The sequence below is a fragment of the Pseudomonas sp. NPDC087690 genome (assembly GCF_044743175.1).
Lineage (GTDB): Bacteria > Pseudomonadota > Gammaproteobacteria > Pseudomonadales > Pseudomonadaceae > Aquipseudomonas.
The window spans coordinates 1-7404 of record NZ_JBIUVX010000078.1; the positions used below are offsets into that span (position 1 = coordinate 1).

Annotated in this window: 6 protein-coding genes; 5 read left to right on the forward strand and 1 reads right to left on the reverse strand. The window is 57.9% G+C overall.

Annotation, left to right across the window (positions count from 1 at the left end):
* A partial coding sequence (locus ACIPIZ_RS28970; protein WP_401168921.1) for a transcriptional repressor occupies window positions 1-298 on the forward strand: 298 nt, incomplete at its 5' end.
* Between the two features lie 75 nt (window positions 299-373).
* On the opposite strand, the gene recN is transcribed toward ACIPIZ_RS28970, so the two are convergent.
* Window positions 374-2047, reverse strand: a complete 1674-nt coding sequence (recN, locus tag ACIPIZ_RS28975) for a DNA repair protein RecN (RefSeq protein WP_122853478.1) — start codon at window positions 2045-2047, stop codon at window positions 374-376.
* Window positions 2048-2287: 240 nt separating this feature from the next.
* On the opposite strand from recN, the gene grpE reads away from it, so the two are divergent.
* The 4 genes from grpE to dapB all read left to right on the forward strand — a co-directional run bounded on the left by grpE (window position 2288) and on the right by dapB (window position 7111).
* Window positions 2288-2854, forward strand: a complete 567-nt coding sequence (gene grpE / locus ACIPIZ_RS28980; RefSeq protein ID WP_064387876.1) for a nucleotide exchange factor GrpE — start codon at window positions 2288-2290, stop codon at window positions 2852-2854.
* 102 nt (window positions 2855-2956) lie between these two features.
* The gene (dnaK, locus tag ACIPIZ_RS28985) at window positions 2957-4873 is read left to right on the forward strand and encodes a molecular chaperone DnaK (protein WP_008088314.1); all 1917 of its coding nucleotides are present in this window, start codon (window positions 2957-2959) and stop codon (window positions 4871-4873) included.
* A 297-nt stretch (window positions 4874-5170) separates the two neighbouring features.
* Window positions 5171-6295, forward strand: a complete 1125-nt coding sequence (gene dnaJ, locus ACIPIZ_RS28990) for a molecular chaperone DnaJ (protein ID WP_003221522.1) — start codon at window positions 5171-5173, stop codon at window positions 6293-6295.
* Window positions 6296-6304: 9 nt separating this feature from the next.
* Window positions 6305-7111: a 4-hydroxy-tetrahydrodipicolinate reductase gene (gene dapB, locus ACIPIZ_RS28995; RefSeq protein ID WP_122662408.1), complete on the forward strand. Its 807-nt coding sequence runs from the start codon at window positions 6305-6307 to the stop codon at window positions 7109-7111.
* Window positions 7112-7404: the final 293 nt, after the last annotated feature.

Genomic DNA, 7404 nt, shown 5'->3' on the forward strand with positions numbered 1-7404 from the left:
GGACGTCTACAAGGCGTTGATGGAAGCTGGCGAGGACGTCGGTCTGGCCACGGTTTACCGTGTTCTGACCCAGTTCGAAGCGGCTGGCCTCGTGGTCCGTCACAACTTCGACGGCGGCCACGCGGTCTTCGAGCTGGCTGATGGCGGTCACCACGACCATATGGTCGATGTGGAGACCGGTGAGGTTGTCGAATTCGTCAGCCCGGAAATCGAAAAACTCCAGAAGGCAATTGCCGAGGAGCACGGTGTCGAGTTGGTGGATCACAACCTGGTGCTGTACATCCGCAAGAAAAAGTAAGCATGTCGCGCGAATTTCAGATTCGCGAAACGAACGAAGGCGACCCCAGGGTCGCCTTCGTGCTTTCTGTCGTTTTCAAACCTTCGCGGTAATGACCATCTTCTTCGCGTGGGCGAGTGATTCCTTGGTCAGATCGATACCACCAAGCATCCGCGCAACTTCTTCTATGCGATCGTTCTTGCTCAGTTTGGATACGGCAGTGTGCGTAGCCTGTTCGCCGCGCACCTTGTGCACAAACAGATGCTGATGGCCTTGCGCCGCGACTTGCGGCAAGTGCGTCACCGTCAATACTTGTCCGCGCTCACCGAGTCGACGCAACAATTGGCCGACAATTTCAGCGGTCGGGCCACCGATACCAACGTCGACTTCGTCAAAAACCAGCGTTGGAACGCGGGACGTCTGCGCGGTAATCACCTGAATCGCCAGGCTGATCCGCGACAGTTCACCGCCGGAAGCGACTTTCGCGAGCGCCTTTAGAGGCTGGCCCGGGTTAGCGCTGACGAGCAACTCGACCTGCTCCAGTCCATTGGGCAGCAACTCGTCGCTACTGTTGGCCTTCAATTCGATAGTGAATCGACCGCCAGGCATGCCCAGTCGCTGAATCTCCTGTTCAACCGCGCTGGCGAGACTGCCAGCAGCCTGGTGGCGCAGATCGCTCAGTTCCCGAGCCTTTTCTTGATAGTGCCGGGCATAGGAGGCCAGCTCTTCACCCAAGCGCTCAATGGATTCGTCATTTGCGTTGAGGGTTTCGATTTCATCCAGCAACTTTTGCTGCATTTCTGCGACTTCTGTCGGTTGAATCCGGTGTTTGCGCGCCAGGGTATAGATAGCGTCGAGGCGCTCTTCCAGATACTGCAGACGCGCCGGATCGGCATCGAAGTTATCGAGGAAACGATTGAGTTCGCCGACGGCCTCTTCGACCTGAATCTGCGCGCTGGTCAGCAGGCTGCTGGCCTCACCCAGTGCGCCAACCGAGTTATTCACGCTCGACAGGCGATTGAGGCTCGCGGTCAGAGCGTTCAAGACATTGCCGGAATCGCTTTCACTGCATTGCTCGACCACTTGCCGGCAAATGCCCAGCAAGGTCTCAGCGTTGGTCAGGTTTTTGTGTTCCTGCTCCAACTGCTCAAGCTCGTTATCGCCGAGGCCGAGGTTTTCCAGCTCTTCGAGCTGGTAGCTGAGCAGTTGATGGCGCGCGCGTTGTTCGTCGCCGGAATTGGAGAGGCGCTCCAGCTCCTGGCGGGTCTGGCGCCAGCGCTGGGCGGCGAGGTGCACCTGGCGCGCCAGATCGGTGGCACCGGCGTATTCATCCAGCAAGCGCCGATGGGTATCGGTTTTCAGCAGGGACTGGTGTTCGTGCTGGCTGTGGATATCTATCAACAATTCGCCGAGTGCTTTCAGATCGCCAAGCGGGCAGGGTGTGCCGTTGATATAGCCGCGCGAACGACCTTCGCTGGTAATGACGCGGCGCAGGATGCACGGCCCGTCGATGTCCAGATCGCGCTCGGCCAGCCAGGCGCTGGCTTCGGGAATGTCGACCAGATCGAAAGTCGCGAGAATGTCGGCCTTGTCAGCGCCGGGGCGAACCACGCCGCTGTCGGCGCGATCGCCGAGCGTCAGGCCCAACGCGTCGAGCATGATCGACTTGCCGGCGCCGGTTTCCCCTGTGATCACGCTCATCCCGCGATCAAGTTCGAGATCGAGATGTTCAACGATGGCGTAGTTGTGTACGGACAGGTGCACCAGCATAACGGCCGCTCTCAGGCTTTAGGTCTGGTTATTTATACAGTGTTTTGTTTCTGGCTGACAATGCCTGCCCTTAGCTCGATTTGCTTGAACTGAAAATGTTCTTAGTGCATCGGGGAATGAGAATGCGGCACTTTTTTGTAGGGTTAATGCTTGAAGACCCTTGAAGCCTGATTTTGCGGCCCCATATATCGGGGCAGAAGCGCGAGTCAGGCTCGCGGACGAAATTGAAAGGAGAATTCTATGGCTGACGAACAGACAGTAGATACGCAAAACCCAGAAGCCAATCAGGCGCCCGAAGGTTCGGGTGATGACCTGGCGACCCGTGTACAAGTGCTCGAAGAGCAATTGGCCGCCGCGCAGGATCAGTCTCTGCGTGTAGCTGCCGATCTGCAGAATGTCCGTCGTCGGGCCGAGCAGGACGTCGAAAAGGCGCACAAGTTTGCCCTGGAAAAATTTGCCAGCGACCTGCTGCCGATCGTCGACAGCCTGGAGCGCGGCCTTGAGCTGTCGAACCCGGACGATGAAAGCATCCGTCCGATGCGCGAAGGCATCGAGCTGACGCTGAAAATGTTCCATGACACCCTCAAGCGTTATCAGCTTGAAGCGATCGATCCGCATGGCGAACCGTTCAACGCCGTTCACCACCAGGCGATGGCCATGCAGGAAAGCGCCGACGTAGAACCGAACAGTGTTCTGAAGGTGTTTCAGAAGGGCTACCAGCTCAACGGTCGCCTGTTGCGCCCGGCCATGGTTGTGGTCAGCAAGGCGCCTGCGCCAATTTCGCCTTCGATTGACGAGAAGGCTTGAAATTAGCCGCAAGGCCCCCATTTAGAAGTCAAGCGTTTAAGTATTACCGCAGTTAGCCACCACTGCTGCGGCAACAAAATCAAAAGTTTCGGGAGAGTTAACATGGGCAAAATTATCGGTATCGACCTGGGGACCACCAACTCCTGCGTCTCCGTGCTGGAAAACGGCAAAGCAAAAGTTATCGAAAACGCTGAAGGCGCGCGTACCACGCCGTCGATCATCGCTTACGCCAACGATGGCGAAATCCTCGTAGGTCAGTCGGCCAAGCGTCAGGCCGTGACCAACCCGCACAACACTCTGTACGCAGTAAAGCGTCTGATCGGTCGTCGTTTTGACGAAGAAGTTGTGCAGAAAGACATCCAGATGGTCCCTTACAAGATCGTCAAGGCTGACAACAACGACGCCTGGGTAGAAGTGAACGGCCAGAAAATGGCACCGCCACAAATCTCGGCTGAAATTCTGAAAAAAATGAAGAAGACCGCCGAAGACTACCTCGGCGAGCCAGTGACCGAAGCGGTGATCACCGTTCCGGCCTACTTCAACGACAGCCAGCGTCAGGCGACCAAAGACGCCGGCCGCATCGCCGGTCTGGACGTAAAACGTATCATCAACGAACCAACCGCAGCTGCTCTGGCTTACGGTATGGACAAGGCCAAGGGCGATCACACCGTGATCGTTTATGACCTGGGTGGCGGTACGTTCGACGTTTCCGTGATCGAGATCGCTGAAGTTGATGGCGAGCATCAGTTCGAAGTACTGGCGACCAACGGTGACACGTTCCTCGGCGGTGAAGACTTTGACATTCGTCTGATCGACTACCTCGTCGACGAATTCAAGAAAGAAAGCGGCATGAACCTCAAAGGTGACCCGCTGGCCATGCAGCGCCTGAAAGAAGCCGCTGAGAAAGCCAAGATCGAGCTGTCGTCCGCTCAGTCGACCGACGTCAACCTGCCGTACATCACTGCAGACGCAACCGGTCCTAAGCACCTGAACGTGAAGATCTCGCGTGCCAAGCTCGAAGCACTGGTTGAAGACCTGGTTCAGCGCACCATCGAACCTTGCCGCATCGCCATGAAAGACGCCGGTCTGGATGTTGGCGCGATCAACGACGTGATTCTGGTCGGTGGTCAGACCCGTATGCCGCTGGTACAGAAGCTGGTTACTGATTTCTTCGGTAAAGAGGCGCGTAAAGACGTTAACCCGGACGAAGCTGTTGCCATGGGTGCTGCGATTCAGGGCGCTGTTCTGGCCGGTGACGTGAAAGACGTTCTGCTGCTCGACGTCAGCCCGCTGACCCTGGGTATCGAAACCATGGGTGGCGTGATGACCGCGCTGATCGAGAAAAACACCACGATTCCTACCAAGAAATCGCAAGTGTTCTCGACTGCCGACGACAACCAGGGCGCTGTGACCATTCACGTGCTGCAGGGCGAGCGTAAGCAAGCCACTCAGAACAAGTCCCTGGGCAAGTTCGACCTGGCCGACATTCCACCTGCTCCACGTGGTGTGCCGCAGATCGAAGTGACCTTCGACATCGATGCTAACGGCATCCTGCACGTTGGTGCGAAAGACAAGGCCACCGGCAAGACTCAGTCGATCGTGATCAAGGCCAACTCCGGTCTGTCCGATGAAGAAATCGAGCGCATGGTGCGTGACGCCGAAGCCAACGCTGAGGAAGACCGCAAGTTCGAAGAACTGGCCGCTGCCCGTAACCAGGGCGACGCACTGGTTCACTCGACGCGCAAAATGATCTCCGACGCGGGCGACAAGGTCACCGCTGAAGAGAAGACTGCGATCGAAGCTGCTGTGGTTGCTCTGGAAGCCGCTGTCAAAGGCGACGACAAGGCCGCTATCGAAGCGAAGGTTGAAGAGCTGTCGAAAGTCTCCGCTCCGGTTGCTCAGAAGATGTACGCCGAACAGGCTCAGCCAGCTGATGGCGCAGCCCCGCAAGGCGAATCGGCTGAGAAGGCTGACGACGTTGTCGATGCAGAGTTCGAAGAAGTCAAAGACCACAAGTAAGTTGTTGGTCGGCCGGTTGACTGCCTTCAGGCAGTGACTGGTAGGATGTCGCCGCGCGGGAGCTAGCTCCCGCGTTGGCGTATCTGGAATACGCGAATTTTTACAGCATGCGACAACGTTCGGATGCTGGCGGTATGGCTGAAGATGCTCCTGCTTTTCACGCCGAAAGTACCGCAAGAAACGAAGACCAGGATCGTTGAATTGACGTGAGTTGGGTCCGGGCCTGTATTGGGGCTCAACGAGTTTGGCCATCCTCAGGAGGGGTTTGCCGAACGTCCTCAAGAGTGCAGAAGACTTATGGCAAAGCGTGACTATTACGAAGTGTTGGGTGTTGAGCGTGGCTCAAGCGATGCGGACCTGAAAAAGGCTTACCGTCGTCTGGCGATGAAGCACCACCCGGACCGTAATCCCGATGACAAAGCGTCGGAAGAACTGTTCAAAGAGGCCAATGAGGCCTATGAAGTGCTGTCTGATTCCAGCAAGCGCGCAGCGTACGACCAGTACGGTCATGCCGGCGTCGACCCGAGCATGGGTGGCGGCGGTGCCGGTTTTGGCGGCCAGAACTTCTCGGACATCTTTGGTGATGTCTTCAGTGATTTCTTCGGTGGCGGTCGCGGCGGTTCCCGTGGCGGTGCTCAGCGTGGCAGCGATTTGCGCTACACCCTGGAACTGAATCTGGAAGAAGCGGTGCGCGGCACGACCGTGAATATCCGCGTTCCGACATTGGTCAACTGCAAACCGTGCGATGGCTCTGGCGCGAAGAAAGGCTCGTCGCCGTCGACTTGCCCAACCTGCGGCGGCATTGGTCAGGTGCGCATGCAACAAGGCTTCTTCTCGGTGCAGCAAACCTGCCCGCGCTGCCATGGCCAAGGCAAGATCATTTCCGATCCGTGCGATTCCTGCCACGGTGACGGTCGCGTCGAAGAGTACAAAACCCTGTCGGTCAAAGTGCCGGCTGGCGTCGATACCGGCGACCGCATTCGTCTGTCTGGCGAGGGCGAAGCGGGTACGCAAGGCGGTCCGACTGGCGACCTGTATGTGGTCATCAATGTCCGCGAGCACGACATCTTCCAGCGTGACGGCAAGCATCTGTTCTGCGAAGTGCCGATCAGCTTCGTCGACGCGGCGCTGGGCGGCGAGCTGGAAATCCCGACCCTCGACGGTCGCGTCAAACTGAAAATCCCTGAAGGCACGCAGACCGGCAAGCAGTTCCGTGTCCGCGGTAAAGGCGTGGCGCCGGTGCGTGGCGGTGGTGCGGGCGACTTGATGTGCCGCGTTGCGGTCGAGACGCCGGTCAACCTGAACCGTCGTCAGCGTGAATTGCTGGAAGAGTTCCGCAGCTCGCTGGCGGACGACAACAGTCATTCGCCGAAAACCACCGGTTGGTTCGACGGTGTGAAGCGCTTCTTCGGCGATCTGTAAGGAGTCGGCATGCGACGTATAGCTGTGATGGGCGCTGCTGGGCGCATGGGCAAAATTCTGGTCGAGGCCGTGCAGCAGCGCGCGCCGCTGACCGGGTTGACCGCTGCCGTGGTTCGTCCTGGCAGCACGCTGATCGGCGTCGATGCCGGTGAGCTGGCCTCGCTGGGTCGCATCGGCGTGCCGCTGTCCGGGCATATCGAGGCGGTTGCTGAAGAGTTCGACGTACTGATCGACTTCACCTTGCCGGAAGTGATGCTGAAAAACCTCGCCTTCTGCCGCAAGGCTGGCAAGGCCATGGTTATCGGCACCACCGGGCTGGACACGGCGCAGAAGCAGTTGCTGGTCGAGGCGGGCAAGGACATTCCGATCGTATTCGCGGCCAATTTCAGTGTCGGCGTCAATCTGTCGCTGAAGCTGCTGGATATGGCAGCGCGCGTACTGGGCGATGAAGCGGACATCGAAATCATCGAAGCCCATCACCGTCACAAGATCGATGCGCCGTCGGGTACGGCCCTGCGCATGGGTGAAGTGATCGCCAGTGCGCTGGATCGTGATTTGCAGAAAGTTGCGGTCTACGGTCGCGAAGGTCATACCGGTGCTCGCGAGCGTGAAACCATCGGTTTTGCCACCGTGCGTGGTGGTGATGTGGTGGGTGATCACACCGTGCTGTTCGCCTGCGAAGGTGAGCGTCTGGAGATCACGCACAAGGCGTCGAGCCGCATGACGTTCGCCAAGGGCGCGGTGCGTGCAGCGCTGTGGCTGGACGGTCGTGAACCAGGTTTATACGACATGCAAGACGTGCTCGATCTGCGCTGATTCATCGCTGAACCCGGCGCAAACGCCCTGTTTGCGCTGGTTTTTCTCCGCTTGCCGACGTCCTGTCGCATTCTCCGGCCTTTTAGGCTCTTTAGCGGTGGACCAAAAAAGCCTTTTTCTGTAAGCTACAGCTTTAGTGTGTCCACTAAAAGCGCGCAGAATAATTCAGTGAAGAAGCGGGGTGACGTGTCCATACGTCACTCCGCTTTTTTACAACCTGCGATCGCCCTTTCATGCGTTATTTACGGGAGGTCTTCTTGTCTAAGCCAGCCATACTTGCCGTTGCTGATGGC